At 74.7% G+C, this 2289-nt stretch carries 3 protein-coding genes; all 3 read left to right on the forward strand.

Annotated features, from left to right (window positions below):
- A partial coding sequence (locus AN218_RS18845; protein ID WP_141747623.1) for a vWA domain-containing protein occupies positions 1-930 on the forward strand: 930 nt, incomplete at its 5' end.
- Positions 930-1529, forward strand: coding sequence for a cob(I)yrinic acid a,c-diamide adenosyltransferase (gene cobO / locus AN218_RS18850; RefSeq protein ID WP_070018056.1), 600 nt, complete (start codon positions 930-932; stop codon positions 1527-1529). The genes AN218_RS18845 and cobO, both read left to right, overlap by 1 nt.
- A 22-nt stretch (positions 1530-1551) precedes the next feature.
- Positions 1552-2289: cobyrinic acid a,c-diamide synthase CobB (locus AN218_RS18855; RefSeq protein ID WP_079132327.1), on the forward strand; the 738-nt coding region annotated here is incomplete at its 3' end.

A 2289-nucleotide genomic window follows, 5' to 3' on the forward strand; every position in this document is an offset into this window, starting at 1 on the left:
GCCGCCCCCGCCGGCGAGCCCTTCCGCGCCCGCACCCTCTATGTGCCGGGCCTCGGCGAGGGCGCGTCCGGGAACCGCTCCCGCGCCCGTACCGCGCACGGCCGGACCACGGGCGCCCGTACACCGCGAGGCGCGCTGGGCCGGCTGCACATACCGGCCACGGTGCAGGCCGCGGCGCCGCACCAGCACGCACGGGGACGCCAGGGACGCGGACTGGTGCTGCGCCGTGACGATCTGCGCGAGGTCGTACGCGAGGGCCGGGAGGGCAATCTCGTCCTCTTCGTCGTGGACGCCTCCGGCTCGATGGCCGCCCGGAAGCGGATGAGCGCCGTCAAGGGCGCCGTTCTCTCGCTGCTGCTGGACGCCTATCAGCGGCGCGACAAGGTCGGCATGGTCACCTTCCGCCGCTCCGAGGCGGAGGTCGCGCTGCCGCCGACGTCGTCCGTCGAGGCTGCGGCGGCGCGACTCGATTCACTGCCCACCGGGGGGCGTACGCCCCTGGCGGCCGGGCTGTTGAAAGCGCGCGAGGTGCTGCGGGTGGAGCGCATGCGCGACCCGTCGCGCCGCCCGCTGCTCGTCACGGTCACGGACGGACGGGCCACCGGCGGCGGCGAGCCCGTCGAGCGCGCACGGCGTGCGGCGCGGCTGCTGGCGGCGGACGGCACGGCGTCGGTGGTGCTCGACTGCGAGGCCGGACCGGTACGGCTCGGGCTCGCGGGCGCTCTCGCCGCCGAACTGGGCGGCAGCGCCGTCACGTTGGAGGAGCTGCGTGCGGACGCGGTCACCGACCTCGTACGGCACGCCACGGGCACCGGTGCGCCGGGCGCGCAGCCGGGACAGGTGCCCGGACCGCGAACCGCCACCCCCCGGCCGCAGAATCGGGACCACCGGCAGAACCCGCAGAACAAGCAGAACCGGAGGGCCGCCTAGTGCCGAAGGGACAGCCCAGCTCCGTACCGGACGACGGGCTCACCACACGTCAGCGCCGCAATCGCCCCCTGCTCGCGGTGCACACCGGCCCCGGCAAGGGCAAGTCGACGGCCGCCTTCGGGCTCGCGCTGCGGGCCTGGAACCAGCGGTGGCCGATCGGGGTGTTCCAGTTCGTGAAGTCGGCCAAGTGGAAGGTCGGCGAGGAGCGTGCGCTGCGGGTGCTGGGCGCGAGCGGCGAGGGCGGCACCGTCGCCTGGCACAAGATGGGCGAGGGCTGGTCCTGGATCCAGCGGGACGGCGAGATGAGCAACGAGGAGAAGGCCCGGGAGGGCTGGGAGCAGGTCAAGCGGGACCTCGCCGCCGAGACCTACCGGCTGTACGTGCTCGACGAGTTCGCGTATCCGCTGCACTGGGGCTGGATCCCCGTGGACGAGGTGCTCTCGGTGCTGGAGGAGCGCCCGGGCAACCAGCATGTCGTCGTCACGGGACGCAACGCTCCCCCCGAACTCGTCGCCGCCGCCGACCTGGTGACCGAGATGACCAAGGTGAAGCACCCCATGGACACGGGCCAGAAGGGCCAGCGGGGCATCGAGTGGTGAGGGCGTCGGCGGAGCCGGGGACATGAGCGCAGCCGTAGGCAGCGGCGGCGCGGCGGACGCGCGCTGTGTGAACCCGCCGCGTCTCGTCGTCGCCGCGCCCTCCTCCGGCAGCGGCAAGACGACGGTGGCGACGGGGCTGATGGCGGCCTTCACCGAGGCCGGGCTGACCGTCTCGCCGCACAAGGCCGGCCCGGACTACATCGACCCCGGCTACCACTCCCTGGCCACGGGCCGCCCGGGGCGCAACCTCGACGCGTATCTGTGCGGCACCGAGCGGATCGCGCCGCTCTTCGCCCACGCCGCCGCCGGGTCCCAACTGGCCGTCGTCGAGGGCGTGATGGGCCTGTTCGACGGCGCCGCGGGCGCGGGCGAGCTGGCCTCGACCGCACAGGTGGCGAAGCTGCTGAAGGCGCCTGTCGTGCTGGTCGTGGACGCCTCGTCGCAGTCGCGTTCCGCCGCCGCGCTCGTCCACGGCTTCGCCTCGTGGGACCCGGAGGTACGGGTCGCGGGCGTCGTGCTCAACAAGGTCGCCTCCGACCGGCACGAGGCGCTGCTGCGGGAGGCCCTGGAGGGCTGCGGCGTACCGGTGCTGGGCGTGCTGCGGCGTACGGCCGGCGCCGAGACGCCCTCGCGGCACCTCGGGCTGGTTCCCGTCGCCGAACGGCACCGCGACGCGCTGGAGTCGGTGTCCGCGCTGGCCGCCCGTGTCCGCGAGGGCTGCGACATGGACGCGCTGCTCGCGCTGGCGCGCAGCGCCCCG

It is taken from the genome of Streptomyces nanshensis, from assembly GCF_001751255.1.
Classification (GTDB): Bacteria; Actinomycetota; Actinomycetes; order Streptomycetales; family Streptomycetaceae; genus Streptomyces; species Streptomyces nanshensis_A.